The 26,278-nt window shown below is 60.5% G+C and carries 26 protein-coding genes and 1 other RNA gene; 20 read left to right on the top strand and 7 right to left on the bottom strand.

All coding sequences use genetic code 11. From position 1 onward, the window contains the following. The first annotated feature begins 22 nt into the window (after positions 1 to 22). The 4 genes from ACIQWS_RS11645 to ACIQWS_RS11630 all read left to right on the top strand — a co-directional run bounded on the left by ACIQWS_RS11645 (position 23) and on the right by ACIQWS_RS11630 (position 6,931). Positions 23 to 976 carry a hypothetical protein gene (locus tag ACIQWS_RS11645; RefSeq protein ID WP_403176824.1) on the top strand — a complete coding sequence of 318 codons (954 nt, stop codon included), beginning with the start codon at positions 23 to 25 and terminating at the stop codon, positions 974 to 976. Positions 977 to 984: 8 nt separating this feature from the next. Next, the gene (locus tag ACIQWS_RS11640) at positions 985 to 1,344 is read left to right on the top strand and encodes a DUF2185 domain-containing protein (RefSeq protein ID WP_223612758.1); all 360 of its coding nucleotides are present in this window, start codon (positions 985 to 987) and stop codon (positions 1,342 to 1,344) included. Positions 1,345 to 1,637: 293 nt separating this feature from the next. Then, on the top strand, positions 1,638 to 3,047 hold the full coding sequence (locus ACIQWS_RS11635) for an FAD-binding oxidoreductase (RefSeq protein WP_403176820.1): 1,410 nt from the start codon (positions 1,638 to 1,640) through the stop codon (positions 3,045 to 3,047). A gap of 41 nt (positions 3,048 to 3,088) precedes the next feature. Beyond that, positions 3,089 to 6,931, top strand: a complete 3,843-nt coding sequence (locus ACIQWS_RS11630; protein ID WP_403176814.1) for an AsmA-like C-terminal region-containing protein — start codon at positions 3,089 to 3,091, stop codon at positions 6,929 to 6,931. 156 nt (positions 6,932 to 7,087) lie between these two features. On the opposite strand, the gene ACIQWS_RS11625 is transcribed toward ACIQWS_RS11630, so the two are convergent. The 4 genes from ACIQWS_RS11625 to ACIQWS_RS11610 form a co-directional block, all read right to left on the bottom strand. Beyond that, the gene (locus tag ACIQWS_RS11625) at positions 7,088 to 7,318 is read right to left on the bottom strand and encodes a ribbon-helix-helix domain-containing protein (protein WP_346306942.1); all 231 of its coding nucleotides are present in this window, start codon (positions 7,316 to 7,318) and stop codon (positions 7,088 to 7,090) included. After that, positions 7,315 to 7,521, bottom strand: coding sequence for a DUF4169 family protein (locus ACIQWS_RS11620; protein WP_346306943.1), 207 nt, complete (start codon positions 7,519 to 7,521; stop codon positions 7,315 to 7,317). The genes ACIQWS_RS11625 and ACIQWS_RS11620 overlap by 4 nt, the downstream gene beginning before the upstream one ends. A 9-nt stretch (positions 7,522 to 7,530) precedes the next feature. After that, positions 7,531 to 8,115: an SspB family protein gene (locus tag ACIQWS_RS11615; RefSeq protein WP_403176805.1), complete on the bottom strand. Its 585-nt coding sequence runs from the start codon at positions 8,113 to 8,115 to the stop codon at positions 7,531 to 7,533. Positions 8,116 to 8,230: 115 nt separating this feature from the next. Continuing rightward, positions 8,231 to 8,941 carry a TetR/AcrR family transcriptional regulator C-terminal domain-containing protein gene (locus ACIQWS_RS11610; RefSeq protein ID WP_403176804.1) on the bottom strand — a complete coding sequence of 237 codons (711 nt, stop codon included), beginning with the start codon at positions 8,939 to 8,941 and terminating at the stop codon, positions 8,231 to 8,233. A gap of 212 nt (positions 8,942 to 9,153) precedes the next feature. On the opposite strand from ACIQWS_RS11610, the gene ACIQWS_RS11605 reads away from it, so the two are divergent. Then, a complete protein-coding gene (locus tag ACIQWS_RS11605; RefSeq protein WP_223612765.1) occupies positions 9,154 to 10,362 on the top strand; it encodes a multidrug effflux MFS transporter in 1,209 nt (402 codons plus the stop codon). 145 nt (positions 10,363 to 10,507) lie between these two features. Here the strand turns inward: ACIQWS_RS11605 and ssrA are convergent. Next, positions 10,508 to 10,865: a transfer-messenger RNA gene (ssrA, locus tag ACIQWS_RS11600) on the bottom strand. 145 nt (positions 10,866 to 11,010) lie between these two features. On the opposite strand from ssrA, the gene ACIQWS_RS11595 reads away from it, so the two are divergent. The 7 genes from ACIQWS_RS11595 (at position 11,011) to ACIQWS_RS11565 (ending at position 16,903) form a co-directional block, all read left to right on the top strand. Continuing rightward, complete coding sequence (locus ACIQWS_RS11595; RefSeq protein WP_223612766.1) at positions 11,011 to 11,322, top strand: DUF2853 family protein; 312 nt, start codon at positions 11,011 to 11,013, stop codon at positions 11,320 to 11,322. A gap of 116 nt (positions 11,323 to 11,438) precedes the next feature. Further along, complete coding sequence (locus ACIQWS_RS11590; protein WP_223612767.1) at positions 11,439 to 12,233, top strand: thymidylate synthase; 795 nt, start codon at positions 11,439 to 11,441, stop codon at positions 12,231 to 12,233. Positions 12,234 to 12,312: 79 nt separating this feature from the next. Beyond that, positions 12,313 to 12,813, top strand: coding sequence for a dihydrofolate reductase (locus ACIQWS_RS11585; protein WP_403176796.1), 501 nt, complete (start codon positions 12,313 to 12,315; stop codon positions 12,811 to 12,813). Between the two features lie 194 nt (positions 12,814 to 13,007). Further along, positions 13,008 to 14,114 (top strand): FtsH protease activity modulator HflK, encoded by a 1,107-nt coding sequence (gene hflK / locus ACIQWS_RS11580; protein WP_105732232.1) that lies wholly within the window; start codon positions 13,008 to 13,010, stop codon positions 14,112 to 14,114. Continuing rightward, on the top strand, positions 14,114 to 15,040 hold the full coding sequence (locus ACIQWS_RS11575; protein ID WP_346306948.1) for a protease modulator HflC: 927 nt from the start codon (positions 14,114 to 14,116) through the stop codon (positions 15,038 to 15,040). The genes hflK and ACIQWS_RS11575 overlap by 1 nt, the downstream gene beginning before the upstream one ends. 13 nt (positions 15,041 to 15,053) lie before the next feature. Beyond that, entirely contained in the window at positions 15,054 to 15,239 is a 186-nt protein-coding gene (locus tag ACIQWS_RS11570) for a DUF2065 family protein (protein WP_223612770.1), read from the top strand. A gap of 134 nt (positions 15,240 to 15,373) precedes the next feature. Beyond that, a complete protein-coding gene (locus tag ACIQWS_RS11565; protein WP_403176787.1) occupies positions 15,374 to 16,903 on the top strand; it encodes a Do family serine endopeptidase in 1,530 nt (509 codons plus the stop codon). A 59-nt stretch (positions 16,904 to 16,962) separates the two neighbouring features. Here the strand turns inward: ACIQWS_RS11565 and serB are convergent, their stop codons facing one another. Continuing rightward, entirely contained in the window at positions 16,963 to 17,850 is an 888-nt protein-coding gene (gene serB, locus ACIQWS_RS11560) for a phosphoserine phosphatase SerB (RefSeq protein ID WP_403176785.1), read from the bottom strand. A gap of 20 nt (positions 17,851 to 17,870) precedes the next feature. On the opposite strand from serB, the gene miaA reads away from it, so the two are divergent. Further along, positions 17,871 to 18,767 (top strand): tRNA (adenosine(37)-N6)-dimethylallyltransferase MiaA, encoded by an 897-nt coding sequence (gene miaA / locus ACIQWS_RS11555; protein WP_403177750.1) that lies wholly within the window; start codon positions 17,871 to 17,873, stop codon positions 18,765 to 18,767. On the opposite strand, the gene ACIQWS_RS11550 is transcribed toward miaA, so the two are convergent. Beyond that, complete coding sequence (locus ACIQWS_RS11550) at positions 18,764 to 20,644, bottom strand: ATP-binding protein (RefSeq protein WP_403176780.1); 1,881 nt, start codon at positions 20,642 to 20,644, stop codon at positions 18,764 to 18,766. The two genes, miaA and ACIQWS_RS11550, sit on opposite strands and share 4 nt — an antisense overlap. A 365-nt stretch (positions 20,645 to 21,009) precedes the next feature. Here ACIQWS_RS11550 and ACIQWS_RS11545 point away from each other — a divergent pair, with 365 nt between their 5' ends. The 7 genes from ACIQWS_RS11545 to ACIQWS_RS11515 all read left to right on the top strand — a co-directional run bounded on the left by ACIQWS_RS11545 (position 21,010) and on the right by ACIQWS_RS11515 (position 26,225). Further along, a complete protein-coding gene (locus ACIQWS_RS11545) occupies positions 21,010 to 22,815 on the top strand; it encodes an acetolactate synthase 3 large subunit (protein WP_403176774.1) in 1,806 nt (601 codons plus the stop codon). A gap of 23 nt (positions 22,816 to 22,838) precedes the next feature. Next, on the top strand, positions 22,839 to 23,411 hold the full coding sequence (gene ilvN / locus ACIQWS_RS11540; protein WP_091877790.1) for an acetolactate synthase small subunit: 573 nt from the start codon (positions 22,839 to 22,841) through the stop codon (positions 23,409 to 23,411). Positions 23,412 to 23,523: 112 nt separating this feature from the next. Beyond that, positions 23,524 to 24,117: a LysE family translocator gene (locus ACIQWS_RS11535; RefSeq protein ID WP_403176761.1), complete on the top strand. Its 594-nt coding sequence runs from the start codon at positions 23,524 to 23,526 to the stop codon at positions 24,115 to 24,117. Positions 24,118 to 24,154: 37 nt separating this feature from the next. After that, entirely contained in the window at positions 24,155 to 24,772 is a 618-nt protein-coding gene (gene nthA / locus ACIQWS_RS11530; RefSeq protein ID WP_403176757.1) for a nitrile hydratase subunit alpha, read from the top strand. Next, positions 24,769 to 25,428, top strand: coding sequence for a nitrile hydratase subunit beta (gene nthB / locus ACIQWS_RS11525; protein ID WP_403176752.1), 660 nt, complete (start codon positions 24,769 to 24,771; stop codon positions 25,426 to 25,428). Before nthA ends, nthB begins: the two co-directional genes overlap by 4 nt. After that, complete coding sequence (locus ACIQWS_RS11520; protein ID WP_403176749.1) at positions 25,415 to 25,777, top strand: nitrile hydratase accessory protein; 363 nt, start codon at positions 25,415 to 25,417, stop codon at positions 25,775 to 25,777. Before nthB ends, ACIQWS_RS11520 begins: the two co-directional genes overlap by 14 nt. Continuing rightward, complete coding sequence (locus ACIQWS_RS11515; protein WP_403176747.1) at positions 25,758 to 26,225, top strand: hypothetical protein; 468 nt, start codon at positions 25,758 to 25,760, stop codon at positions 26,223 to 26,225. Before ACIQWS_RS11520 ends, ACIQWS_RS11515 begins: the two co-directional genes overlap by 20 nt. The last annotated feature ends 53 nt before the right edge of the window (positions 26,226 to 26,278 follow it).

Here is a 26,278-nt window from a genome sequence, read left to right as displayed (position 1 = left end):
GAACGCGACGGGAAATGCCTTCATGCGCTACATAACTGCCCTTCTGGTCTTCATGATGATATCGCTTGCGCATGTGCAGGCGGGCTTTGCGCAGGAGGCTGTTTTCCCGGAAGGCTCCAGCGTCGGCTTGGTCATCCCCCGGAACATGCAGCCGTCGTCGACGTTCAGCGGCTTTGAAGACCCGGCAATGGGCGCGACCATTGTGCTGACCGAGCTGCCGGTGGATGCCTATGCGCAAATCTCCGCCAAGTTCAATGCGGAAGGTCTGGCGCCCACGGGCATCGTTGTCAGCGGTGCCGCACAGGACTGGTCGGTCAAGGGCGCGTCGGCAGCCAAATATATTCACGGCAGCCAGATTGCCTCCGGCATCAAATACCGCAAATGGATTGTCCTGTCGCAGGCGCCGACGACCACGACGATGGTCACCATGCAAATTCCCGACGGGGTTGCCGGTGCGCCATCGGATGCGGATGTCGAGGACACATTGCGCTCGATCGCGGTGCGCACGCCGCCAACCCTTGAGGAACAGATCGCTGCCCTGCCGTTCAAGGTGGGCGATCTCGCCGGATTTCGCCCGATCCGTGCCATTGCCGGGGCAACCTATCTCCTGACCGACGGACCGCAGGATGTACCCGCCAGCGCGGCGCAGCCGGTGATCATCATCGCGTCCAATCTCGGCAATGCGCCCGAGGCTGCCGCACGCATGGACTTTGCCAGGAAGGCCTTTGCGTCGCTGACCGGGATCAAGGATGTCCGCTCGGACAATGAAAGCAGCGCGCCGGCCGATGGCGGCGAATGGGTGGATATTGACGGCAGCGCCAAGGACGCGACCAGCGGAGATGCGCTTTACGTCGCCCAGATCGCCCGGTTTGCCGGCGACCGCTACGTTCGCGCCATCCTGATCGTGCGGGGCAGCGAAAAGGATAAATTTGCCGACCGCTTCCGCAGACTCGCCAAGTCGCTGACGATCAATTAAAATCGGGCATGGATAAAACCTATCGACTCAGCAAAGACGAGATACGGCCATTGGTCCGCAATTACGGCGGCTGTATCGCAACCGATACGATCACAATCGACGGCTATCCCGTGCGCTTCATGTACCGCGAGGATCCCGACAACGCACTGGACAGCGGCTGGCGTTTTCTCTCGGGCTTCGAGAGCGACGACTACATGGAAGATCCGGACAACAGCGGGATTTTCGACGTCAACACCATCGCCAACTACGATCCCAGCATCATCCCGCTGCTCGACTCGCCGGTCGGCAGCGTGTTTGAACGGACCGGCGAACAGGAGCGCTTTGTCCGGGTCACCGACTGGGAACCCAGCGACGACGATGAGGAGTGAAGGGGTGCGTGGTTCGACAAGCTCACCATGAGGGAGGTTGTGGGCTTCCGGTGATTGCGTTCTGCAAGGTCTTCGATTGATGCTGCAACCAAACCACATCCCTCATGGTGAGCTTGTCGAACCACGCACCACCACCAGCATCATCCCGCTGTGCTGATTGAGATTATCTCACGGACTTTCTTCCCCAACCCTTGCGGTTCTCTCACACAGAGTTACAACTGGACAAGTCGCGTGCAGTGACTGAAAATGCACGTGAATTGGACGAATCCTCGATTGGAATTCTGGAGACTGGAATGGCATTGGCTGATGCAGGAGCAATGGTGCGCAATGAAAATGGTATTGCGACCGTTGTTTCGATTCTTAAGAAAAGGTTTGGTGACAACGCGCAGACGGGCAAATCCATCCGCGAGCAGCATGGCCACACCACCAGTTATGTTCCGAACCAGGCCCCCGATCTCGTGGTTTTCGCCGAAACGACCGAAGACGTTCAGGAAGTGGTGCGCCTCTGCGGCGAGTGGCAGGTGCCGGTCATTCCGTTCGGCACCGGCACATCGCTGGAAGGCCATGTGAATGCGCCGGCGGGCGGTGTGTCCATCGACCTGTCGCGGATGAACCGCATTCTCAAGGTCTATAACGAAGACCTCAATGTCGTGGTCGAGCCGGGCATCACCCGCAAGGAACTCAACGAATATCTGCGCGATACCGGCCTGTTCTTCCCGATCGATCCCGGCGCCAATGCCAGCCTTGGCGGCATGGCTGCCACGCGTGCCTCGGGCACCAATGCCGTGCGCTACGGCACCATGCGCGAAAACGTGCTGGCACTGAAGGCCGTCATGCCGGATGGGCGCCTGATCAGCACGGCAAAGCGGGTGAAGAAAACGTCTGCCGGTTATGACCTCACCCGGCTGCTCGTCGGCTCCGAAGGCACGCTCGGCATCATCACCGAACTGACGCTGAAGCTCTACGGCATTCCGCAGGCGATCTCCGGTGGCATCTGTGCGTTTCCGGATCTCGAAAGCGCCTGCAATGCGGTGATCGAGACCATCCAGATGGGCATTCCCGTGGCGCGTATCGAGCTGGTCAACAGCCTACAGATGCAGGCGATGATCAATTATTCCAAGCTTGATTATCCGGTTGCCCCCTATCTCTTTGTCGAGTTCCACGGCAGTGACGCCGGTGTGGCCGAACAGGCGGAACTCTTCGGCGAGATTGCCGCGGCCAATGGCGGCGGCCCGTTCAAATGGACGGCCAATCTGGAAGAGCGGGAAAAGCTGTGGTCGGCGCGGCACAATTCCTACTTCGCCTGCATGACGCTGGCGCCCGGAAAGCAGTCGCTGTCGACGGATGTGTGCGTGCCGATTTCGCGCCTGGCCGAATGTATCGTCGCAACGGAGAAGGATATTGCGGCGAGCGGGCTGATCGCGCCGATTGTCGGTCATGCGGGCGACGGCAATTTCCATGTGCTGATCCTGTTCGACGACAAGAATCCGGAGGAAATCCAGAACGTGGAAGCCTTTGTCGAGCGCCTCAATCTCAGGGCGATTGCCATGGACGGAACCTGCACGGGCGAGCACGGCATCGGCCAAGGCAAGATAAAATTCCTCCGACTCGAGCTTGGCGGTGCGGTCGACGTGATGGAAACGATCAAGCGGGCTATCGATCCGGGCAATATCATGAATCCCGGCAAGATCTTACGTCTGTAACTTTGCACGTTGATTCCGCATCTTCGCCCAATTTGTGAACGGTGCGGTGTATACGGTGCCCAACGCGTAAGAATGGAGTTGAAACACTGGCGCGCCTTTTTGTTCTGATCGGCGGACTACTGGTACTGGTGCTCACCGCGGCACTGGTGGTGCCGTATTTTGTCGACTGGGCCGGCTACCGCTCCTCGTTTGAACGGGAGGCATCGGCGCTGCTCGGGCGGCCCGTCACGGTTGCCGGGACGGCCAGCGCCCGGCTTCTGCCGTTTCCATCGGTGACCTTTTCCGACGTCAAGGTGGGCGACCCCGGATCGGCGCCGGTCATGACCATCGACAAGTTTTCGATGGACGCGGAACTTGCGCCGTTCCTGCGCGGCGAGATTCTCATTTTCGACATGCGGCTGGAGAAGCCGACCGCTTCGGTCAATATCGACCGCAACGGCGTGGTCGACTGGGCCATCCGGCCACAGACATCGTTCGGCTCGACGCAGGTCAAGCTGGAAAACGTGCGGATCACCAACGGCTCCGTGCTGGTGCGCGACGCCTCGACCGCGACAGTGCGCACCGTGAACGATCTCAATGCGACGGTGTCCGCGACCAAGCTGAGCGGTCCGTGGAAATTCGATGGCACATTGCTTTTCAACGGGGAGCGGACCAGCGTTTCCGCTTCCACCGGCCAGTTGAAGCCGGACGGCTCGCTCAACGTGCATGCACGCATTATCCCTGACGGCATTCCGGCGGTGCTCGAGACCGACGGCGGGGTGACGCTTGACAAGGGCGCGCTGAAATATGCCGGCGGCATCAACATCCGTTCGGCGGACGAGACAGCGCCCAAGGCGGCGGGCAAGGGGACGCCGGCCGAGGACAAGCCGCTTCTTTCCAGCGTGCGCGTGACCGGGCGCTTCGAGGCCGATCATGCCAGCGTGACCATTCCGGAGTTCCGGATGGAGCAGGGGACGGTTGACGATCCCTATATCGTCAATGGCAACGCGCTTTTCGACTATGGCAGGAACCCGCGGTTTGAAATCAAGGCGGATGGCCAGCAGGTCACGTTCGACAACCAGAACGAGGACAGCAAGGGCAGCAAGCCGACACCCCACACGGCCGCGCAGCGGCTGGGCGTGTTCCGCCGGCTGATGGACCAGCTGCCCATTCCGACGGTTCCGGGCAGCATCGATCTGAAACTTCCGGCCATCGTGGCGGGCGACACCACCATCCGCTCGGTGCGGATCGACGCGGAACCCTCGGGCGGCGCCTGGAAGATCAACCAGCTGCGGGCGGAACTGCCGGGACGAACCCAGTTCGAGGCCAGCGGTATGCTGCAGATCGGCGAGGATTTCGGTTTTGACGGCAAACTCCTCGTCGCGTCGCGCCAGCCCTCGGGTCTGGCGGCATGGTTGACCGATACGGTGGATGAATCGATCCGGCGGCTGGCGGGAGCGGGTTTTTCCGGTGATGTGAAACTGCACGACGACCTGCAGCGCATCGACAATCTGGAAGTGGCGCTTGGCGGCGCCTCGCTGAAGGGATCGCTGATCCGCAGCGCCAAGGGCGAATCCGTGCCGCTGACCCAGCTGACGCTGGACGGTGGCGCGCTGGATGGCGATGCACTGGAAGCCTTTGCCGCCATCTTCGGCCGCAACACGCCATCGGAGGCGGGCAAGGGCGCACCGCAACTGGCGGGTGAAGATCTCGATGTGCGGGTGAAAGCCGGGCCGGTCAGCCATGGCGGCCTGGTGGCGGAATCGCTCGATACCGGCTTTCGTCTGCGCGACGGCGTCTTCGATATCGACCGCCTGACCGTGGGCAATGTGTCCGGGGCGACCATTACCGCAACCGGCAAGATCGCGCCGTTCAAGGCCGAGCCTTCCGGTTCGCTGGATGCAACGGTTCTCTCGGATGACATGGCGCCGTTCGTTGCGGCGCTGGCGGCGCAGTTTCCCGACTTCCCGTTCCTTGCGGCGCTCAACGAGCATGCGACCCGGTTTCCCGGACTGTTTGACGGAACGGAGCTGAGCATCATCGCCAATGCGCTGCATGGCAAGGATGCCGCCGATGAGTTGTCGCTGAGCGCGGCGGGGAAAACCGGCGGCATGGATATCACGCTTTCCGGCACGACCAGCCAAGGTACCGACAAGTTCCGTGTGCTGGAACTGACGATGAATGCGCGCACGGATCACGGCGAGAACCTGATGGCCCTGATCGGACTTCCCGCGCTGCCGCTCGGCTTTGCCGGTGAGCTGGAGGCGGACCTTGCCTTGAAAGGCAATGGCAAGGACGGCATCCAGACGCAGCTTGCGCTGAAAGCGCCGGATGGCCAGGCGCTCCTCGACGGCAGTTTGCGCAGCAGCAACGGCCTGTTGAACGGCGAAGGGCGGGCGTCGATCAAGGCCAGCGATCTGGAGCCGTATCTTGCGACAGCCGGCTATTCGCTGCCAGGATTTGGCAACGGCATGCCGGTCGACATGGCCAGCAGCTTCCAGCTCGCCAAGGGCCGACTGGTGCTGCCGGATTTGAACGGCAAGGTGCATGACACCAAGATTGCCGGCCGTCTCGATCTCGGCGTGAACAATGGCACACCCGATATCCAGGGCAATCTGGCGCTGGGCAGGATCGACCTTCCCGCCGTGGCGCAGTTCATGCTCGGCACCGGCGCTGTCGACGCGGGCGGGCAAATGCACTGGCCGAAAGAAACCTTTGCCAAGGCGCCGCTGTTCCCGGCCGATTTCAATCTCAAGATCAAAGCTGATGAGGCGGACGCCGGTGTTCTCGGACGGATGGGCAAGCTGCAGTCCACCGCATCGCTGAAGGACGGCTATCTGCGGCTCGATGAAACGCAGGGCGAGATTCTCGGCGGCACCGTCAAGGGCACGTTCGAGCTGCGCAATACGAGCGGTACCGGTCTGGCGGCCGGTCAGTTCACGCTGGAGCAGGCCTCCCTCGATGATCTCTACACGCCTGACGACCATGAGCCGCTGATGGGCACAGCCAAGATCGTCGCTTCGATCAACGCAACCGGCACCTCCATCGCCGACATGATGGCGTCGGTTGCCGGTTCGGGCGTCGTTTCGGTGGATGATCTGACCATCGATACCATCAATCCCGGCGCGCTCAAGCCTATCCTGGACGATGCCGACGGGCTGTCAGGCCCGATCACCGCTGCCAGCGTGAATGGCGTGATCGGCAAATATCTGCATGCCGGGCCGTTCAATGCGGGTGCGGCGGAATTTGCCTTTACCATTGCCGGCGGCACGGCGCGGACATCGACATTCCAGCTGAAAAGCCCCGGTGCGTCGCTGAATGCCGATCTGCGGCTGAATTTCCCCGACATGACCATGGCCTCGCAGGGGCGCTATGCGTTCGATCCGGGTAAGCTGGTGGTTGCCGGTGCCGAGCCGGTTGTCGAGTTCAAGGGAGAGGGGCCGTGGCGCGCGCCGAAATGGACGCTGAACCGCCAGCCGCTGGAACAGTTCCTGACGCAACGCACGCTGGAGCGCGAGCAGCAGCGCGTCGAAACCATGCAGGCGTCGCTGGTTGAAAAGCAGCGGCTGCGCCGCGAAGCCCTGCTGTTCCAGAGCAAGGCCACGGAACGGCAGAGGCTTGCCGAAGAAGCCAGGCTGAAGGCGGAACAGGAAGCGGCGGCAAAGGCCGAGGCGGAGCGGCAGGCGGCTGAAAGGGCTGCGGCCGAGAAAGCCGCTGCCGAGAAAGCCGCTGCTGAAAAGGCTGCCGCCGAGAAGCAGGCTGCGGAAGATGCGGCCCGGAAGGCCCGCGAGCAGCAGTCGGCTCCCACCGGCGGTGCGCAGGTGCCGCCGCAGCAGGGAAGCGGTGCCCTCAACAAACAGTCCGTGGATGATTTTCTGAAGACGCTCGGGCCAACGGTTCAGTAGGGCTGGCAAAACCATTGTGCGTGGTTCGACAAGCTCACCATGAGGAAAGTTGCAATCTGCAGAGCGCTGGATTCCCTCATGGTGAGCTTGTCGAACCACGCATGACGGCGATGCAGAATGCCGGGTGAGTACAACACCGCGAATCAAATCAGCTTCTTAGGAAGCGGTTTTCATCCCGTTCATCACCCAGTCGAGCACGTAGATGCGCAGGGCCGAAGACAGGTTGGAGTCGCGGTCGCGGCCCTCGTCGATTTCGGCAATCAGGCGGGCGAGCGTGATCTTGCGGTCATCCGCGATGGACGTGATGATCGCGTAGAAAGGGTCTTCAAGGGAAAAACTGGTGCGGTGCCCGCGGATTGTCACGGACCGTTTGCGGACAAGGCTCAAGGCTTGTCCTTGCCGGCTGGTGGTACGCGACCCTCAAGCCGGTTGCTGTCGAGAAACCGCTCCGTCTTGCGGCTGGCGTTCTTTTCAAACTGTTTCTCGGTCCCGGTGCGGCCAAACACAATCCGGTTCTCGGCCGCACTCTGCTCCTTCGCGTCCTTCGCCTTGCGCTTTTTGAATTGTCGCAGGTTGACGATGTCGGCCATGGGCGCGCGTTACTTCTTCTTCCGGAATGAATCCAGGGAAACGACCGATGCGGATGCCTTCTCGCCCGTTTCCTCGCGCGGAGCATCGGCTTTCTCGCCGCCTGCCTTGGCCGGCTTCTTGGCCGGTTTGGCTGCGGGTTTCGGCTTGACGCCGGACGTTGCCGTCTTCGGCTTTTCGGCGGGCTGCACCGGTGCAATGCTGGTAACGCCCTGATCGTTATCGCCGACGGTTTCTTCCACCTCGACGTCGAACTCCAGTTCGAAGTTGACGGAGGGATCGTAGAAGCCGCGAATGGCCGAGAACGGCACGACCAGACGTTCCGGCACGTCGCCGAAGGACAGGCCGACTTCAAACAGCGTATCGGTGACCTGCAGGTCCCAGAACTGGTGCTGCAGGACGATGGTCATCTGCTCGGGATATTTTTCGTGCAGACGCGTCGAAATACGCACGCCCGCCGCACCGGTCAGGAACGTGACGAAAAAATGATGGTTGCCAGGAAGACCAGCCTTGGCAACTTCACCAAGGACTTTGCGGATAACGCCGCGCAGCGCTTCCTGGGCCAGTATATCGTAACGGATCATATCTTGTGGCATGCACTCTTATCCCATGGATTCGCCCCTCTCTGTCAAGCAGAGATGACAAACAGGTTTGAGCCATTATGGCGCATGGATAAAGGAATTGCGACTGGTTGTAAGCTCCAGGCTTAAATTAAGCTTGCCGTGCCCGCTGGGGCCCGTTGTCCGCACCCATTGCCGGATTGCCTGCGGAGGCGGAATAGGCCCGCAGGAAGGTGCGCACGGCATTGCGCGCGGCATTGTCCAGCTGTTTCCCGGTCGGCGATTCGCCGAAGAGCGTAATCATCTGCAGATCGGCATTGACCAGGGCCAGGAACTGCCGGGCGGCCAGATCGAAATCATCCATCTGCAGGCCGCCGCCATGGGAGAGGCGGGCAAACAGCGCGGCGAGGGCGGTTCCGATCTTGCCGGGGCCGTGCCTGCGCCAGCCCTCGAACAGCTGCGGATAGCGCTCGCCCTCGGACTGCACCAGCTTGCGCAGGAACTTTCCGTCCTGGTTGCACAGGCAATTCCGGGCGAGCCGCACCGCAAATGCGCTCAGATCGTCTTCCAGATTGTCGGGTTTGTCGGGAAATGTCGCCAATATCGAGAAGAGGCTGGCATTGGTGCGGTTCATCACGTCTTCGACCACGGCGGTGAAGAGTGTTTCCTTTTCCCGGTAGTGGTTGTATATAGTCTGGCGCGAAACGCCCGCTTCCACAGCGATTTCGTCAATACTCGCTCCGGCAAAGCCTTCCCGGCAAAATACCTCGGCCGCTGCATCCAATATCGATAGACGTTTTGAACATTGACCACGTTGGGTATGGCCGGTCGCCTTGTGCGCTGCTTCTTTTGGATTTGTCATGAACCGAAGATAATGCGCATTGACGTTTTAGACAATAGTGTCTAATTTGACAGTTGTGTCTAAAAACATTGACACACTGTTTTGTGATGGAGAGAGCGTCCTCCCAAGCCGCGCCGCTCCATCGCAGGTGAAAAATTCTGAACCTCTCCTGAGAGCAATGCGGCGCAGAAGCCGATGAGCTTCGCGCTGCCGTTTTCTGAAAGATGAACACCATGACGACCTCTTTCTTTCGTACGGCCCTCATTCTTGGTCTCCTGTCGGCCATCGGGCCATTTGCGATCGACATGTATCTCCCGGCGCTGCCGTCCATCGGCAAGGATCTCAGCGCCGAAAACAATGTCGTGCAGATGAGCCTTCTGGCGTTCTTCATTTCCTTCGCCATCTTCCAGCTGATCTATGGGCCGCTTTCCGACATGTGGGGCCGCAAGGCGCCGCTCTATATGGGCATCGGCCTGTTTGCCGTGGCCAGCGTCGGCTGCGCGCTGTCCAATGACATCGAAACGCTGATTGCCTTCCGCTTCCTGCAGGGCATCGGCGGTGCGGCCGGCATGGTCATTCCGCGCGCCATCGTTCGCGACATGCACACGGGTGTCCAGGCGGCGCGCCTGATGTCGTTGCTGATGCTGGTCTTCAGCATTTCGCCGATCCTTGCGCCGCTGACGGGCAGTGCCGTCATCAGCTTCTACGGCTGGCGCGGCGTGTTCTGGGCGGTGACGATTGCCGCCTTCATCGGGCTGATCCTCCTGTCGACGCAGCTGAAGGAAACCCGGCCCAAGGCCGCACGCGTGGAAAGCAGCCTTGGCAGCGCCATGGCGGCCTATCGCCTGCTGCTCAGCGACCGCAACTTCCTGACGCTGACCTTCATCGGCGGGCTGGGTATCTCGAGCTTCCTCGTTTACCTCGCCAACTCGCCCTTCGTGCTGATCGACCATTACGGCCTGACGCCGACACAGTACAGCATCGCCTTCTCGATCAATGCGGTGTCGTTCTTCACGGTATCGCAGCTGACCGGCTGGCTCGGCGACCGTTTCGGCCTGGTGCGTGTGATGCGTATGGCCTTGACGGCCTTCTCGTTCACCATGGCGGCCATGGTTGTCGTCATGGCGCTGGGCTTCAACCAGCTGCCGGTCCTGGCGACATTCCTGTTCATCGGTTACGGCTTCCTCGGTCTGGTCATTCCGACAACCGCGGTGCTTGCGCTTGAAGATCATGGCGAGATTGCCGGTACGGCGTCAGCCCTGATGGGAACGCTGCACTTCGTGACGGCAGCTGTCGCAATGGTCATTGCAGGTCTGTTCTTCAACGGCACGGCACTGCCGATGGCCGCGGGTATCGGCCTGTGCGCCGTGGCCGCCTTCATTCTGACGCAGCTGACAATCGCGCGCCGCCGCGTTGTCGAAGCGGAAGCCGCTGCCGAGTAAGCAGCCTCGCTCATCCACTCAGACGAAGGCCCGGAACCATAAGTTCCGGGCCTTCTGCATTTCTGCAGCGCAGGACGATTGACGCAACAGGATGCGCAAAGCCTGAAGACGGCTTGCGGCATGGCGGATTTTCAAAAAGGGGAAAGGTGGAGGTTTCTGTTGCCAGGTACCTCCGAACCCCGCCTAGAAGTGCGAACCCCTAGGACTTAATTTGAAGCGATCACACCGCAATTAAGCAGCGAGACGTGCTTCCGCATAGTTGTCGTTTGCAACTACTGAGTTAGCCCGATAACGGTGGTACTATGCCGGGCAAAAGAGCGATTTTTACACCCTTGTCGATCCTATTTCGCCCCCGCCACAATGCAGTCGTGCAACTGCACTCTGGTGGAGGCGCCGGGTACCGCCCCCGGGTCCAATAGGCTTATTGTATCGTCCGTTTATCACCATAGCTGGCCGAAGCCAGCAAGACCTATATAGGTGGTGTCGCGGCGAAATGAAAGAGCGGCATTGACAGGTTCCTGTAGCTGGGGAATGTTTCCTGTGTCTAACGAGTCATCGCGTTATGCAGCTGCCGGTTGTGCGGTGTCTTTTGTGTCAGGGAGGGTTTCAGTGCCTGGGCATTGAAACCAACAATCAGGGGATTTTTTCATGAGTGACTATCTAGCAGATGTACGTCATTACGATGCGGGTGCGGACGAGGCGATTGTCACAAAAATCGTCAAACATCTCGGAATTGCCCTGCGCAACCGGGATTCTTCGCTGGTTTCCTGCTCGGATCCGGAAGAATTGGCCCGTGTTCGTACCAGTTGGGTTGGCAAGAAGCTCGGCGTTACCGATGCTGCCAAGGCCGATGCTGCCATTCACGCCGTCTGCGAAAAGATGAAAGATCACCGTTCCAAGGGCCGGGTCACCTTCTATTATCTGACGGCAAAAGAGCTCGGACTGCTCGGCAGCCTCTGAGCGTTGGGTGGACCGAAATGGATCCCCGGTGATTCGCCGGGGATTTTTGCCGCCCGTGCTTGTGGATCACACGGAAGTTTTACTGCTTCGTGAAACGAATCTGCTAAAGAGAAGCCATGCGCGCTTATCTTGATCTTCTTCAGCATGTGCTCGATACCGGCGTCGACCGCGGCGACCGTACCGGGACAGGCACACGTTCCGTTTTCGGCTACCAGATGCGATTCGATCTGTCGGCGGGTTTTCCTGCCCTGACGACCAAGAAACTGCATCTCAAATCCATCATCCATGAGCTGCTGTGGTTCCTGAAAGGCGAAACGAACATCGCCTATCTCAAGGAAAACGGCGTGACGATCTGGGATGAATGGGCCGACGAGAACGGCGATCTCGGGCCGGTCTATGGCTATCAGTGGCGCTCCTGGCCTGCGCCCGATGGCCGGCATATCGACCAGATTGCGAATCTTGTCAGTGCGATAAAGCAAAATCCCTATTCGCGGCGTCTGATCGTTTCCGCATGGAATCCGGCGCTGGTCGATGAAATGGCGCTGCCGCCCTGCCACTGCCTGTTCCAGTTCTACGTGGCCGACGGAAAGCTTTCCTGCCAGCTCTACCAGCGCTCCGCCGATATTTTCCTCGGCGTGCCGTTCAATATCGCATCCTATGCCCTGCTGACCCTCATGGTGGCGCAGGTCACGGGTCTACAGCCGGGTGATTTCGTCCACACGCTGGGCGATGCGCATCTCTATGCCAACCATTTCGAGCAGGCGCGGCTGCAATTGAGCCGCACGCCGGGTCCTTTGCCGGTCATGCGCCTTAATCCCGACGTGAAAGACCTCTTTGCTTTCACATTCGACGATTTCAGTCTTGAGAACTATGTGGCCGAAGCGAGCATCAAGGCGCCGATCGCCGTCTAGGGTCAGGACCCGTTGATCTGGTCGAATTGCTCGCGCTCTTTGGTTTACGCTGTCTGCTTTCCCGGAAGGAATAGGTCCAATGATCAGTTTTGTTGTTGCCGTCGCGCAGAACGGGGTTATCGGCCGTGACAATGGCCTGCCGTGGCGCCTTTCCTCTGACCTGAAGCGTTTCAAGGCGGTCACCATGGGCAAACCCATCATCATGGGGCGCAAGACCTGGGATACGCTCGGCAAGCCGCTGCCGGGACGCACCAATATCGTCATCACCCGCGATCCCGCCTTTGCCGTGGACGGCGTCATTGCGGTCCGTTCCGTGGATGAGGCGCTGATGATTGCCGGCAGCCATGCGGCGGCGGACAAGGTGGATGAAATCTGCGTTATCGGCGGCGGCGAGATTTATCGCCAGCTCCTGGACCGGGCGCACCGTCTTCACGTCACCTGGGTTCTGGCCAATATCGAGGGCGACGCGTTTTTCCCTCCCATCGATCCGAAGAACTGGAACGAAGTGTTTCAGGAAGAATTCCCGGCGGGTGAAAAAGATAATTATCCGACCCGCTACACGATTTACGAACGACGCTAGAATTTGCCGCTTATCCGGCAATCAATATGAAAATTTCGTGATAAGCGGTCATAATCGTTCGACTTTTTACCAAATTAGCATGAAAAACCGCGCTGCGCGTTGAAAGCGCGCCTTGCGATCCCTATAAACGGGATATCGGGTTAGCGGGACGTTGCCATGGGGTGGCGAATCTCGTTCCAAAACATGAGGTAGGAATGCCCTGGAGTAATCAGAACGGTGGCGGCGGCCCTTGGGGTGGCGGCGGTAACAACAATGGCGGCGGCGGTGGTCCATGGGGCCAGAAGCCGCAAGGCGGAGGTCCCGGAGGCAATCCGCCCGACCTTGAAGATATTATCCGCCGTGGCCAGGACCGTCTGCGCCAGGCACTTCCCGGCGGCACCGGCAGCAGCTCGACGATCTTCGGATTGGCGGCGCTTGCCCTGGTTGCCTTCTGGCTTTTCCAGTCGATCTACACGGTCCAGCCGGATGAACGCGCTGTCGAACTGCGCTTCGGCAAGCCGAAGGCGGATATTTCCGAGCCCGGCCTGCACTTCCATCTCTGGCCCATCGAGACCTATGAAAAGGTCCAGATCGTCGAGAAGCAGAAGAACATCGGCGGGCAGGGTGTGTCTGGTGCCAAGGAAGGCCTGATGCTGACCGGCGACCAGAACATCGTGAATGTTCAGTTCTCCATTCTTTACCGCGTTTCCGACCCGGTTGCTTACCTCTTCCATGTGCAGAGTCCGGAAAACATGGTCCAGCAGGTTTCCGAGAGCGCCATGCGTGAAATCGTCGGCCGCAGCCCCGCGCAGGACATTTTCCGCGACAATCGTGCTGGCATCGCCAACGACGTGCGCGGCATCATCCAGAAGACACTGGATGATTACGGCGCCGGTGTTCAGGTCAATGCCGTCTCCATCGAGGATGCGTCGCCGCCGCGTGAAGTGGCCGATGCCTTCGATGAAGTGCAGCGTGCCGAACAGGACGAAGACCGCTTCGTCGAGGAGTCGAACCAGTATTCCAACCAGAAACTCGGTCAGGCCCGCGGTGAAGGCGCGCAGATCCGCGAAGATGCGGCCGCCTACAAGAACCGTATCGTGCAGGAAGCACAGGGTGAGGCCCAGCGCTTCACATCGGTCTATGACCAGTATGTGAAGGCGCCGGAAGTGACCCGCAAGCGTCTTTTCCTCGAAACGATGGAACGTGTGCTGAAGGACTCGAACAAGGTGATTGTCGACCAGAAGAACGGTCAGGGGGTCGTGCCCTATCTGCCCTTGTCGGAGATCACAAAGCAGCAGCGCCCGACTGAGGGGACAAAGTAATGAGCCAGAACCGTCTTCCTCTTATTGCGGGTCTCATCGCATTCATCGCCCTTTTGGTTTATTCCTCGGTTTTCGTCGTCAATGAACGTCAGCAGGCCATTGTCCTGCGCTTCGGCCAGATCGTCGATGTGAAGACCCAGCCCGGTATCTATTTCAAGCTGCCGTTCGGCTTTCTTGAAGCCGACAATGTCCAGATGATCGAAGATCGTCTGCTGAGCTTTGAACTGGACAATATCCGTGTTCAGGTTTCGGGCGGCAAGTTCTACGAAGTCGATGCCTTCCTGGTCTACCGGATCACCGATCCGCGCAAGTTCCGCCAGACGGTGTCGGGCGATGTGGAATTCGCGCAGGCCCGTCTGCGCACGCGTCTCGATGCATCCTTGCGTAGCGTTTACGGTCTGCGTGGATTTGAAGCCGCGCTTTCCGACGAGCGTGCCGGCATGATGCGTGAAGTGCGCGAACAGCTGCGTCCGGATGCGGAATCGCTGGGTCTCGAGATTGCGGACGTGCGCGTTCGTCGGACCGACCTGACCCAGGAAGTGTCGCAGCAGACGTTCGAGCGCATGAAGGCCGAGCGTCTTGCCCAGGCTGAATTCCTGCGTGCCCGCGGCCGTGAAGCTGCCCAGCGCATCAAGGCGATTGCCGATCGCCAGGTGGTCGAGATCATTGCGGAAGCCCGCAAGGAATCGGAAATCGCCCGCGGCGAGGGTGAAGGCGAGCGCAGCCGGATCTTTGCCGATGCCTTCTCCAAGGATCCGGATTTCTTCGCGTTCTACCGATCCATGGCTGCCTATGGCACAGCCCTCGACAATGCCGGAACAACGATGGTGCTTTCGCCCAATTCCGAGTTCTTCCGGTATTTCCAGGATGCCAATGGTGGCGCTGTTCCGCCAGCGCCGGCTGCTGCAAAACCTGCCCCGCAATAGGGGCAGGCCAGGTATGATCGACTTTCTGGATGCTGTAGGGCTGTTCCTCGTCTTCGAGGGGCTGCTCTACGGCTGTTTCCCGCTGATCGCAAAGCGCGTCGCGCGGGACGTTAGCGGACAGCCGGATGGCTTTCTGCGCATGGCCGGTGTCGCGTCGGTTGCCATCGGCGTGGGTATCGTCTGGCTCGCACGGGGGTAATGGCGGGCCCCGCCATTACCAAACTTGATCAGACTTGCAGTCTGACGGCCATATTTTCGTCTACTCTCGCGGCTCTGTTGTAATTCATCGCTATTTATTTTTTAATCCGAGCACACTGACAAAGGCCCGAACGCATGGTTTTCACTCCTGGTCGCCCGATTTTCCGTTCTGCCACCGCGGCAATCGCGCTGATTGCCCTGTCCGCCACGAGCGTGACGCCCGCCTTTGTGACCATCGCGGCAGCACAATCGGCGCAGCCGAAAGCCCAGGGCCCGGCGTCCGTCGCCGATCTCGCCGAGGGTCTGCTGGATGCGGTGGTCAATATTTCGACATCGCAGACCATCAAGGGGCAGGATGGCGATTCCGGACCGGTTCCCATGCCGAAAGTCCCGGAGGGATCACCGTTCCAGGAGTTCTTCGACGAGTATTTCGGCAAGCAGAAGCCGGGTGAGAACAATCCGTCCCGCAAGGTTCAGTCATTGGGCTCCGGCTTTGTCATCGATGCGGAGCAGGGCATCGTCGTGACCAACAATCATGTGATCGCCGATGCGGACGATATCGAGGTGAATTTCACCGATGGGTCGAAGCTGAAGGCGGAACTGGTCGGCAAGGACACCAAGACCGATCTGGCGGTGCTCAAGGTCGACCCGAAAAAGCACAAGCTGGTCGCGGTCAAGTTCGGCGATTCCTCAAAGGCTCGTATCGGCGATTGGGTCATGGCCATCGGCAACCCCTTCGGTCTTGGCGGCACCGTGACGGTGGGTATCGTTTCCGCCCGCAACCGCGACATCAATTCCGGCCCCTATGACAATTTCATCCAGACGGATGCGGCGATCAACCGGGGCAATTCCGGCGGCCCGCTGTTCGACATGTACGGGCAGGTCATCGGGATCAACACGGCGATCATTTCGCCGACCGGCGGATCGATCGGCATCGGCTTTGCCATTCCGGCGGACCTCGCCGCCGGTGTGATCCAGCAATTGCGCGACCATGGCGAAGTGCAGCGCGGCTGGCTTGGCGTGCGCATCCAGCCGGTCACCGACGATATCGCCGAAAGCCTGGGGATGACCTCAAGCAAGGGCGCGCTGGTTGCCGGTATCATTGACGGCGGTCCCGTGGCCAACGGCTCCATCCTGCCCGGTGACGTCATCACCAAGTTCGACGGCAAGCCGGTGAACAATGTCAAGGATCTGCCGCGCGCCGTGGCGGAAAGCCCTGTCGGCAAGGACGTCGATGTCGTCGTGGTGCGCAAGGGCAAGGAACAGACGGTCAAGGTCACGCTCGGCCGGCTGGAAGATACGACCGATGCCAAGACCAAGGAGAAATCCCAGTCGCAGACCGATCAGGATGAAGACGCCGCGCAGGATGTGGATGTCCTCGGCATGACGCTCGGCGTGCTCGACGATGACAGCAGAAAGACATTCGGCATTGCCAAGGAGGTCGAGGGCGTTCTGATCACCGAAGTGCAGGCCCAATCGATTGCCGCGAACAAGCGGATCGAAGCGGGCGACGTGATCGTCGATATTGCCCAGGAAGCCGTCAAGACGCCGGAAGACGTGGCTGCCCGTATCGAGAAGCTGCGCGATGAAGGCCGCAAGAATGCCCTTTTGATGCTGGCATCCAAGACGGGCGAATTGCGCTTCGTGACTTTGCAGATGAACTGACGTCTCAACGACCTCAGCAAAAAGGCGGCCAATGGCCGCCTTTTTTGTTTCCGGCGCTGTCAGATGACAAAGTCGGTCTTGCGATAGCCCTGGATGTAGAGCAGCGCGGTGAGGTCGCCATGATCCACCCGGACCTTTGCCTGCGCCGCGACCGACGGCTTGGCGTGCAATGCGACCCCTGTGCCGGCAAGCTGCAGCATGCCGAGATCATTGGCGCCGTCGCCGACGGCAAGGGCCTCGTCCGGCGCAAGATTGAAGCGTTCGCAGATGGCGTTGAGTGCCGCGACCTTGGCTTCGCGGCCGAGGATGGGTTCGGTGACTTCGCCGGTGAGCGTTTCACCATTGTCGATGAGCGTATTGGCGCTGTTCTCGTGAAAACCGATCATGGCGGCGATACGCTGGGTGAAGACGGTGAAGCCGCCCGAAACCAGCGCCGTATAGGCCCCGTGCTTCTTCATGGTGCGGACAAGCTCCGGTCCGCCGGGCATGAGGGTGATGCGGCTGGCGATGACCTTGTCGATGACGGAATAGGGCAGGCCCTTGAGCAGTGCCACCCGTTCACGCAGGGCGGGCTCGAAGGCGATCTCGCCATTCATGGCGCGGGCGGTGATGGCCGCCACCTTGTCGCGCAGGCCGGCCTCTTCGGCCAGTTCGTCAATGCATTCCTGCTGGATCATGGTGGAATCCATGTCGGCGATCAGGATTTTCTTGCGCCGTGTATCCTGTTCCTGCACGACGATGTCGATGGGCTCGCCATCGACGATCCGCGCCAGTTCCGCATGGGCCGCCACCGGGTCCGAGCCTGTGCGCAGGGCGAGATCGCAGGCAATTCCGTCGGCCAGCCAGTAAAGTCCTGTTGCATTGAGTGCCGCTGAGGCTTTAATCCCGAGCGATGCGCTGAGACGGGGTGAAGCCGGATTGGCGATAAGCGTGGCCATCAAGGGCATGAGCATTTCCCGATTGGACGATTGGTGTGACAAGAAGACAGACAATCCTGATAGCCGGACCGACGGCAAGCGGCAAGTCGGCATTGGCGCTGCGCTATGCCGAGGAGACCGGCGGCTGGATCGTCAATACCGATTCCATGCAGGTCTACGGCGTGCTCGATGTGCTTACCGCACGGCCGGGGCCGGATGATCTTCTGCAAGCGCCGCATTGCCTCTATGGCCATGTCCCGCCGTCCGAAGCCTATTCCACCGGCCGCTGGTTCACCGATGTCGAACACCTGCTGAAAACCGAAGCTGCGGGTGACCGCCCGCTGATCTTTGTTGGCGGCACCGGGCTTTATTTCCGGGCGCTGCTCGGCGGCCTCTCGGCCATGCCTGATATACCCGATGATGTGCGGGCCTATTGGCGCGCGCAGGACGCGCAGGTCGGAGCGCAGCAGCTGCACGCCATTTTGAGCGAAAAAGATCCGCGGGCGGCAGCAGTGCTGCGCCCCACCGACAGCCAGCGCGTCGTGCGGGCGCTGGAAGTGATCGATGCTTCGGGACGGTCGATCATCGATTGGCAGAAGCAAACCGGCACGCCTTTGATCGATGCGGCCTCGGCCCGCAAGATCGTCATCGACCCGGATCGGGCCTGGCTTGGCAAACGGATCGCGCTGCGGTTTGCTACCATGCTGGAGAAGGGAGCGGTCGAGGAGGTCAAAGCCCTGCTGGCGCTCGGACTGTCCTCCGATCTGCCCGCCATGCGCGCCATCGGGGTCGGTGAAATCGCCAGGATGCTGGCAGGCACGATCACGCCTGCACAGGCAGCCGAGCTGTCGACCATTGCGACGCGGCAATATGCCAAGCGGCAAATGACCTGGTTCCGCAACCAGCTCGGCGACGACTGGGAGCGGATCGCCTATCCCCGCCCTTAAGTCTTGTCAGTGCGGAAGCTGCGGATGAGATCGCTGGCGCGAAACCCTTCGCTCTCGGATCGCGCCGGTTTGCGCGGCTCTTCGATGATCGGGGCGGATTCGGCCGCGCGCCACTGGCTCCGGACTGGTTCCGGCGGAATGGGTGCCGCAGGGCGCTGCACCATCGCCGGTTTTTCCGGGGCCTGAAAACCGGCCGATGCATGTTCGGTCGTGGTGCTGTCGGCCGCATTGAGCTGGCGCATCCGGTTGAGGATCATGTCGAGCGAAACGTGGCTGTCACCGCTGCGCACGGCTTCCTGCTGCTGCGTCATATGCGCGGCGGGCAGATGTTCCGGCGCAATGGTTTCGAACATCATGCGCATGGGCGTTGGCACGGCCTCACCGAAGGCGATCGCTTCGCGGTTGGCGATCGACGACAGGAAGCCGACGGCGCTTTGCGACGCGCCGCTGATGGCGCCGCGGACGATTTCCTGGTCGCGCTCATTGCCGAGCCGCATGGCGAAAACCGTGCTGCACTGGGAGAGGATCGTCGGGTCCAGCTCGCCCGGCCGCTGGGTGATGACAGAGAGATAGACGCCGTATTTGCGGCCTTCCTTGGCGATGCGTGCAATGGCCTGGCGCGTCGGCCAGAACCCGGCGCTGGTATCGGCGGGGATATAACGGTGTGCTTCCTCGCATACGACAAGCGTCTGCACATTGCCATCGCTGGAAACGGCTAGGTCAAAAGCCATCCGGCAGAGAACCGAGGCGACGGAGTTCACCACTTCCGACGGCAATCCCGCCAGCTGGAACACGCAGATGGGCCGGTCGTTTTTCGGCACGCGGAAAATGTGACCGACGGTCTGGCGCATCGTATCGAGCGTTGCCGGGGCCGAGAACATGAAGCGGTAGCGCGGATCGGCGACCAGTGCCTGCAGGCGGTAGCGCAGCGCCTTCATCGTCGGTCGGTCCGTCTTGCCGTCGAGCTGGCCGATGCGCTCTTCCAGCAGCTTGATCAGATCCGCCATCCGGTAGGGCGTCGGCGTATCGGCGGTCATCGAGGCGAAATCACGTTCTCTCTTCAGCAGGGACGATGTGGCTGCCGCCTCGACATTGGCAAAACGTTCTTTGGCGAGCGGAATGAGATCGCGCAGAATATCAATTTCAGCCGCGATTTGCGGGCGTCCGCGGAACACGGCTTCGCCGAATTCCTCCAGCTTGAACATCCAGTACGGCAAATCGAAGGTGTTGTAGTCGATGGAGATGGCGAGATCGGGAAACGCGCTGGCAAATTCGTTGTGCGGGTCAAGAATGAGGATGCGCAGATCGGGACGCTGCGAAATGATTTTGCGCAAAAGCAGGGTCACGGCGCTGGATTTGCCGACGCCCGTGCTGCCCAGCACGGCGAAATGGCGGGAGATCAGGCTGTCGACCGAGATCAGCGCCGGAATGTCGGCATTCTGCGAGAGGTGGCCTATGGACACCGTGTTCTTCAGCGACGTGGTGTAGATGGTGGCCAGATCGGCGGCGCGGATGCGATGGGCGATGGCGCCCATATGCGGATAGGTGGTGATGCCCGAGGAGAAGCGCAATTTTCCGTCGATATGCGCATCGACCTGGCCGACGAGTTCCACATGGATATGGATGCTTTGATCGACATCCTGCTGCCATTCGGCATTGGGTAGCTCAACCTTGTAGACAAGACCGACCACGCGGCTGTCGGCAACCTGAATGGAGATAAGCTGGCCCACAGACCAGTAATCGTCCGATGCCGTGATCGACGGGCCGGTCTTGGCGTGGATAATGGCCTTGTCGCCGTTGCATTCGATGACGTGCCCATCGGTCCGGTTGCGGACCATCGGTCTTTGTTGTGCAGAGGGCAGGGCTTCGGCGCTCATAGGTCGTGGTCAATCCTGGGATTTGGCAACGGGATTGAACCTTAAGCGCAAGGCATTGAGAATATCTTAGCGATGCATTTCACATTTGAAGGATGTTGCGCCAAAGCATTGCTTTGTTTGCGAACATTTCAATTTCCTGAATTTTGCCGTTGACGGATAGAATTTGCTTAATTATCGTCCGCGACCATGAAAACAGTTCTTATCGTCGTGGGACCGCGCATGGGCAGGGTGTTGTAAGCACCCGGCGGAAGCTCCCATGCGCGAAACACAGGCTCCTTCGGGGGCCTTTTTTATTTCCAAACCTTACGCTAAACGAAAACACCTTCTGGAAGGCCGAGAGCCGCAGAATACACGGGAAGAGATCGATGACCGCAGACAAGCAGGATAGTGACAACCACACATCGCAACGACGGGAGATGACCGGTGCCGAAATGGTCATTCAGGCACTCATCGATCAGGGCGTGACGGACATTTTCGGATATCCGGGTGGTGCGGTCCTTCCCATTTATGACGAGCTGCATCAGCAGGATAAGATCAATCACGTGCTGGTTCGCCATGAGCAGGGCGCCGGTCACGCGGCGGAGGGCTATGCCCGTTCCACCGGCAAGGTCGGCGTGATGCTGGTCACATCCGGCCCCGGTGCGACCAATGCGGTGACGCCGCTGCAGGATGCCTTGATGGACTCCATCCCGCTGGTCTGCATCAGCGGCCAGGTTCCGACCACGCTCATCGGCTCGGATGCGTTTCAGGAATGCGATACGATCGGCATCACGCGTCCATGCACCAAGCACAACTGGCTGGTGAAGGACGTCAACGATCTCGCGCGCATCCTGCACGAAGCCTTCCATGTCGCGCGCACCGGCCGTCCGGGTCCGGTTCTCGTTGATGTGCCGAAGGACGTGCAGTTCGCCACCGGCTTCTATACGCCGCCGGAAACCGCGCCGCGCACCAGCTACCGGCCCAAGATCGAAGGCGATATCGAGGCGATCAAGCAGGCCGTTGCCCTGATGGCGACAGCCAAGCGTCCGGTCATCTATTCCGGCGGCGGTGTCATCAACTCCGGCCCGCAGGCCAGCCATCTGCTGCGCGAACTGGTGGAGCTGACCAATTTCCCGATCACCTCCACCCTGATGGGCCTCGGCGCCTATCCGGCATCGGGCAAGAACTGGCTGGGCATGCTGGGCATGCACGGCACCTACGAGGCCAACATGACGATGCATGATTGCGACGTTATGGTCTGCATCGGTGCGCGCTTCGACGACCGCATCACCGGGCGCCTCAATGGCTTCTCGCCCAACTCGAAGAAAATCCACATCGATATCGACCCGTCTTCGATCAACAAGGCGGTTCGCGTCGACATTCCCGTGGTTGGCGATGTCGGCCGGGTTCTGGAAGACATGGTCCGGCTGTGGCGCGCTTCGTCCGAAAAGCCTGAAAAGAAGGCGATCGGCGAATGGTGGGCGCAGATCGACAAATGGCGGTCGCGCAAGTCCCTGTCCTATACACGCAACAAGGACGTGATCATGCCGCAATATGCCTTGGAGCGGCTCTATGCGCTGACCAAGGATCGCGACACCTTCATCACGACGGAAGTCGGCCAGCACCAGATGTGGGCGGCACAGTTCTATGGTTTTGAAAAGCCCAACCGCTGGATGACGTCGGGTGGCCTCGGCACCATGGGTTATGGCCTGCCGGCGGCATTGGGCGTGCAGATTGCCCATCCCAATTCGCTGGTCATCGACATTGCCGGCGATGCCTCGGTGCAGATGACCATGCAGGAAATGAGCGCGGCGGTGCAGTACGAAGCGCCGATCAAGATCTTCATCCTGAACAACCAGTATATGGGCATGGTGCGCCAGTGGCAGCAATTGCTGCATGGCAACCGCCTGTCGCACTCCTATACGGAGGCCTTGCCCGATTTCGTCAAGCTGGCGGAAGCCTATGGCGGCCACGGCATCCGCTGTGAAAAGCCGGGCGATCTCGACGATGCCATTCAGGAAATGATCGACGTGAAGAAACCGGTTCTGTTCGATTGCCGCGTCGCCAATCTGGCAAACTGCTTCCCGATGATTCCGTCGGGGAAGGCGCACAATGAAATGCTCCTGCCTGACGAAGCGACGGATGAAGCCGTTGCCAATGCCATTGATGCCAAGGGACGGCAGCTCGTTTAAGAAACCGGAGAGGAAACACTGTAATGAACGCTCAAAATCTAGCCTCCGGCTCGGCATATTTCATTGCCAAGGAGACGGAGCTACCGATCACCACGGTGCTATCGGTTCTCGTTGACAACGAACCCGGCGTCCTTGCCCGGGTGATTGGCCTGTTTTCCGGCCGCGGCTACAACATTGAAAGCCTGACCGTCTCGGAAACCGAGCATGAACAGCACCTGTCGCGCATCACCATCGTGACGCGCGGCACCCCGCATGTGCTCGACCAGATCCGCCATCAGCTCGAACGCATCGTGCCGGTGCACCGGGTGGTCGACCTGTCGGTGCGCGCCGACGAGCTTGGCAATGACAAGCCGATCCAGCGCGAGCTGGCGCTGGTCAAGGTGGCAGGGCTCGGCGAGAACCGCAACGAAGCGCTGCGTCTTGCCGATGCGTTCCACGCCAAGGTGGCGGATGCCACGACGGAACATTTCATCTTCGAAATCACCGGCAAGGGATCGAAGCTCGACCAGTTCATCGCCATCATGAAGCCGCTGGGTCTCGTCGAGATCTGCCGGACCGGTGTCGCCGCCATGAACCGCGGCCCGCAGGGCATGTAGGCTTCAGCGGCAATCGGACTCAGGGATACGCAATTGTATCCCTGACAAGATTGCGATTGAGCGACATGAACCCGAAGCTTAAATCTTCCCCACGCATCAGATCCGGTTTGTCATGTCGCTCGAAATCTTTTTCACGCTCCTCGTTTTTGCCTTCGTCACGTCGATCACGCCGGGACCCAACAATCTGATGCTGCTCGCGTCCGGGGTGAATTTCGGCTTCCGGCGCACCATTCCGCATATGCTGGGCATCGGCAGCGGCTTCTTTTCGCTGCTGATCGGCGTCGGTCTTGGCCTTGGCGCCCTGATCCAGACCATCCCGCTGGTCTACACGATCCTCAAATTCGCCGGCGGCGCCTATCTGGTCTATCTCGCCTACAAGATCGCGACGTCGCGCTCGCTCGGCACGGTCGATGGCAATGCCCGTCCCATGACATTCTTTGAGGCCGCCGCCTTCCAGTGGGTGAACCCCAAGGCCTGGGTGATGGCAGTGACGGCGATGGCGACCTATACCGCGCCGCAGGCCTATCTCGTCACGGTGCTGATTGTCGGCATCGCCTTCGCCCTGGTCAACGTGCCCTCGGTGTCAAGCTGGGCGGCCTTCGGCCAGTTCATGCGCGGCTGGCTGTCGGACCCGGCGCGGCTGAAATGGTTCAATATCAGCATGGCGGCCTTGCTTGTCGCCAGTCTCTGGCCGATGCTGCGCTGATCTTGCACGAAATGCGGGAGACGCATAAGTTTCCACCATGTCCCATGATCACGATCACCACCACGACAATGAACTCGATCCCATGGCCGCACGGGTGCGGGCACTCGAAACGATCCTGACTGAAAAAGGCCTTGTCGATCCCGAGGCGATCCATGCCATTGTCGAGACCTATGAGACCAAAGTCGGTCCCCGCAACGGTGCGAAGGTTGTGGCCAAGGCGTGGGTCGATCCGGAATTCAATGCCTGGTTGAGACGCGATGCGACCGCAGCCATCGCGTCGCTAAGCTATACCGGCCGGCAGGGCGAGCACATGCAGGCGGTGTTCAATACGCCGGAAACCCACAATCTCGTCGTGTGCACACTGTGTTCCTGCTACCCATGGTCGGTGCTCGGCTTGCCGCCCGTCTGGTACAAGTCGCCGCCTTACCGCTCGCGTGCCGTCATCGATCCGCGCGGTGTGCTGGCGGAGTTTGATCTGGTTCTGCCCGATACCACGCAGATCCGCGTGTGGGATTCGACCGCCGAGTTGCGCTACCTCATCATCCCGCTGCGCCCGGAAGGCACCGATGGCTGGAGCGAGGAACAGCTGGCGACGCTGGTGACGCGGGATTCGATGATCGGCACGGGGCTCGCCCGTGTGCCGGAGGTGGCATGAACGGGCCGCAGGATCTTGGCGGGCAGATGGGCTTCGGCCCGGTCAATCCGGAGAAGGACGAGCCCTATTTCCATGCGGTGTGGGAAAAGCGGGCGCTGGGTCTGACGCTCGCCGCCGGAGCCATGGGGCACTGGAACATCGACGAAAGCCGCCATGCGCGCGAAAGCCTGCATCCCGCCGACTATTATTCCTCCAGCTATTACGAAATCTGGACCAAGGCGCTGGAAGTGCTGCTGAAGCGCCATGGATTCGTCACCGATGCGGAGTTGGCGCAGGGGCACTCCCTTGGCAGGGGAACCGAGCCCAAGCGTGTCCTGCAAGCGGAGAACGTTGCCGCCGTTCTGGCGAAGGGCGGTCCCTGCGACCGTCCGGTCGGACAGGCGCCGCGTTTCCAGGCGGGGAACCGCGTCAGAACCCGCAATTTCAACCCGCAGACACATACGCGGCTGCCGCGCTACGCCCGCGGGAAAACCGGCACGGTGGAAGCCGTGCACGAAGGCTTCGTCTTCCCGGATACCAATGCGCATGGCCAAGGCGAGAACCCGCAATATGTCTACACCGTCGTGTTCACGGCGGCGGAGATCTGGGGTGAGGGCGCCGATCCGACCCTGACCGTCAGCATCGACGCCTGGGAGAGCTATCTTGAGCCTGCGTGAGTTGATTGCGCATTCGCAAGGGCTGGGCGACGGGATCGATGCGCCGGTTTTTGCCGAGCCGTGGCAGGCGGAAGCCTTTGCCATGGTGCTGGCCGTGCACAGCCGGGGCCTGTTCGGCTGGGATGAGTGGGCGCAGGCGCTCTCCACCGAACTGAAACGGCCCGGTGCGCTGGAGGACGGCAGTGATTACTACCATCGCTGGGTCGCGGCACTGGAATCCCTCGTTGCGGCCAAGAACGTGGCAAAGTCGACGGATGTTGATGATCTCGCCGCTTCATGGCAACGTGCGGCCCACGCAACCCCGCATGGTCAGCCGATCAGGCTGGAAAATGATCCGGAAAGGTCTTGAGATGCATGGAGCTTTGACGGTCCGCCGCGCAGCGATTGCATGGATGCTTGCGGCAGCGGCCAGTTTTTCCGCGCCTGTCCGGGCGCAGGACGCGCCCTGGCCCGCAACCACCGAACAGGACCTGCGCAAGCTCTTGACCGGCGCGACCATCACCGGCGAAGTCAAGGCGCAGCCGCCGTTCAACTTCACCGAGTTTCTCGGAGCCGACGGTAAATCGCGCGGCAAGCTCATCGAATGCTGCAAGCCGGACAAAGTGCTGACCAACGGCATGGCCTATGCGGGCGAGTGGACGCTGGAGCATGACACGCTCTGCCTGCTCTATGAGGGCGAGGAGCAGAAGGTCTGCTGGCGTCTGCAGGTAAAGGGCGACGAATTCCGCATGACAGACACGGAAACCGGTTATTCCGGAACGGGCAAAATCCGTCCGGGAAACCCGGATAATCTATAGTATAAGACAGCATTCACCCATTTTCCTTGCCCTTTGCGGGCGAATCCTGTCAG

It is taken from the genome of Phyllobacterium sp. NPDC097923 (assembly GCF_044760925.1).
GTDB classification, from domain to species: Bacteria; Pseudomonadota; Alphaproteobacteria; order Rhizobiales; family Rhizobiaceae; genus Phyllobacterium; species Phyllobacterium calauticae.
This window is presented reverse-complemented; position numbering and strand designations above follow the sequence as displayed.

Excerpts from the sequence above, each read along its gene's own strand:
- ACIQWS_RS11645 (WP_403176824.1), top strand. The coding sequence starts at position 23 with ATGCGCTACATAACTGCCCTTCTGGTCTTCATGATGATATCGCTTGCG.
- ACIQWS_RS11640 (WP_223612758.1), top strand. The coding sequence starts at position 985 with ATGGATAAAACCTATCGACTCAGCAAAGACGAGATACGGCCATTGGTC.
- ACIQWS_RS11635 (WP_403176820.1), top strand. The coding sequence starts at position 1,638 with ATGGCATTGGCTGATGCAGGAGCAATGGTGCGCAATGAAAATGGTATT.
- ACIQWS_RS11620 (WP_346306943.1), bottom strand. The coding sequence starts at position 7,521 with ATGGCCGACATCGTCAACCTGCGACAATTCAAAAAGCGCAAGGCGAAG.
- ACIQWS_RS11615 (WP_403176805.1), bottom strand. The coding sequence starts at position 8,115 with ATGCCACAAGATATGATCCGTTACGATATACTGGCCCAGGAAGCGCTG.
- ACIQWS_RS11610 (WP_403176804.1), bottom strand. The coding sequence starts at position 8,941 with ATGACAAATCCAAAAGAAGCAGCGCACAAGGCGACCGGCCATACCCAA.
- ACIQWS_RS11605 (WP_223612765.1), top strand. The coding sequence starts at position 9,154 with ATGACGACCTCTTTCTTTCGTACGGCCCTCATTCTTGGTCTCCTGTCG.
- ACIQWS_RS11595 (WP_223612766.1), top strand. The coding sequence starts at position 11,011 with ATGAGTGACTATCTAGCAGATGTACGTCATTACGATGCGGGTGCGGAC.
- ACIQWS_RS11590 (WP_223612767.1), top strand. The coding sequence starts at position 11,439 with ATGCGCGCTTATCTTGATCTTCTTCAGCATGTGCTCGATACCGGCGTC.
- ACIQWS_RS11585 (WP_403176796.1), top strand. The coding sequence starts at position 12,313 with ATGATCAGTTTTGTTGTTGCCGTCGCGCAGAACGGGGTTATCGGCCGT.
- hflK (WP_105732232.1), top strand. The coding sequence starts at position 13,008 with ATGCCCTGGAGTAATCAGAACGGTGGCGGCGGCCCTTGGGGTGGCGGC.
- ACIQWS_RS11575 (WP_346306948.1), top strand. The coding sequence starts at position 14,114 with ATGAGCCAGAACCGTCTTCCTCTTATTGCGGGTCTCATCGCATTCATC.
- ACIQWS_RS11570 (WP_223612770.1), top strand. The coding sequence starts at position 15,054 with ATGATCGACTTTCTGGATGCTGTAGGGCTGTTCCTCGTCTTCGAGGGG.
- ACIQWS_RS11565 (WP_403176787.1), top strand. The coding sequence starts at position 15,374 with ATGGTTTTCACTCCTGGTCGCCCGATTTTCCGTTCTGCCACCGCGGCA.
- serB (WP_403176785.1), bottom strand. The coding sequence starts at position 17,850 with ATGCCCTTGATGGCCACGCTTATCGCCAATCCGGCTTCACCCCGTCTC.
- ACIQWS_RS11550 (WP_403176780.1), bottom strand. The coding sequence starts at position 20,644 with ATGAGCGCCGAAGCCCTGCCCTCTGCACAACAAAGACCGATGGTCCGC.
- ACIQWS_RS11545 (WP_403176774.1), top strand. The coding sequence starts at position 21,010 with ATGACCGCAGACAAGCAGGATAGTGACAACCACACATCGCAACGACGG.
- ilvN (WP_091877790.1), top strand. The coding sequence starts at position 22,839 with ATGAACGCTCAAAATCTAGCCTCCGGCTCGGCATATTTCATTGCCAAG.
- ACIQWS_RS11535 (WP_403176761.1), top strand. The coding sequence starts at position 23,524 with ATGTCGCTCGAAATCTTTTTCACGCTCCTCGTTTTTGCCTTCGTCACG.
- nthA (WP_403176757.1), top strand. The coding sequence starts at position 24,155 with ATGTCCCATGATCACGATCACCACCACGACAATGAACTCGATCCCATG.
- nthB (WP_403176752.1), top strand. The coding sequence starts at position 24,769 with ATGAACGGGCCGCAGGATCTTGGCGGGCAGATGGGCTTCGGCCCGGTC.
- ACIQWS_RS11515 (WP_403176747.1), top strand. The coding sequence starts at position 25,758 with ATGATCCGGAAAGGTCTTGAGATGCATGGAGCTTTGACGGTCCGCCGC.